Annotated in this window: 1 protein-coding gene; it reads left to right on the top strand. The window is 68.1% G+C overall.

The window, feature by feature from the left end:
• Positions 1 to 1,463, top strand: a 1,463-nt coding sequence (gene ilvA, locus BHE01S_RS35775) for a threonine ammonia-lyase, biosynthetic (RefSeq protein ID WP_042273226.1), incomplete at both ends; no start/stop codon positions are given.

Below are 1,463 nucleotides of genomic sequence, written 5' to 3'. Positions count from 1 at the left end.
GCCCGCGAGACCGAACTCGAGCGCGCCCCGAACCTCTCGGCGCGCCTGCGCAACGCCGTGTTCCTCAAGCGCGAGGACAACCAGCCGGTGTTCTCCTTCAAGCTGCGCGGCGCCTACAACAAGATGGCGCACCTCACGCCCGCGCAGCTCGAGCGCGGCGTGATCACCGCCTCGGCGGGCAATCACGCGCAGGGCGTGGCGCTTTCGGCGGCGAAGCTCGGCGTGAAGGCCGTGATCTGCGTGCCGGTCACCACGCCGCAGGTGAAGGTCGATGCGGTGCGCGCCCACGGCGGCGCGACCGTCGAGGTCGTGCAGGCCGGCGAGTCGTACAGCGACGCCTACGCGCACGCCGTGCGCCTGCAGCAGGAGCGCGGCCTGACCTTCGTGCATCCGTTCGACGATCCCGACGTGATCGCCGGCCAGGGCACCGTGGCGATGGAGGTGCTGAGCCAGCATCAGGCCCCGATTCATGCGATCTTCGTGCCGATCGGCGGCGGCGGACTGGCTGCGGGTATCGCGGCCTACGTCAAGGCCGTGCGCCCGGAGATCAGGGTGATCGGCGTGCAGACGGACGACTCGTGCGCAATGGCACAGTCGATCGAGGCGGGCAGGCGCGTGGAACTCGCCGAAGTCGGCCTGTTCTCGGACGGCACGGCCGTGAAGCTCGTGGGCGAGGAAACTTTCCGCCTGTGCCAGCGTTATCTCGACGGAGTGCTCACCGTCGATACGGATGCGCTTTGTGCGGCGATCAAGGACGTCTTCCAGGACACGCGCAGCGTGCTCGAACCGGCAGGCGCACTGGCCGTGGCGGGCGCGAAGCAGTACGCGGAGCGCGAGGGCATCGAGGGGCAGACGCTGGTGGCGATCACCTCGGGGGCGAACATGAACTTCGACCGCATGCGCTTCGTGGCCGAGCGCGCCGAGGTGGGCGAGGCGCGCGAAGCGGTGTTCGCCGTGACGATTCCCGAGGAGCGCGGCAGCTTCCGGCGATTTTGCGAGCTGGTCGGCACGCGCAGCGTGACCGAGTTCAACTACCGCATCGACGACGCCGAGCGCGCGCACATCTTCGTGGGCGTGCAGATCCGCAACCGCGGCGAGTCGCAGCAGATCGCGAAGACCTTCGTCGATCACGGTTTCCCGACGGTCGATCTGACCGGCGACGAGCTGTCCAAGCAGCACATCCGCTACATGGTGGGCGGACGCTCGCCGCTCGCGCACGACGAACGCCTGTTCCGCTTCGAGTTTCCGGAGCGCCCGGGCGCGCTCATGCGCTTTCTTTCGTCGATGGCGCCGAACTGGAACATCAGCCTTTTTCACTACCGCAACCAGGGCGCGGACTACAGCTCGATCCTGGTGGGCATCCAGGTGCCCGCCGCCGAAGACGCCGAGTTCCGCCGCTTCCTCGCCACGCTCGGTTATCCGCACTGGGAAGAGACGCAGAACCCGGCGTACCGGTTGTTCCT

Origin of the sequence: Paraburkholderia heleia NBRC 101817, from assembly GCF_000739775.1 — a bacterium.
Lineage (GTDB): Bacteria > Pseudomonadota > Gammaproteobacteria > Burkholderiales > Burkholderiaceae > Paraburkholderia > Paraburkholderia heleia.
This window is presented reverse-complemented; position numbering and strand designations above follow the sequence as displayed.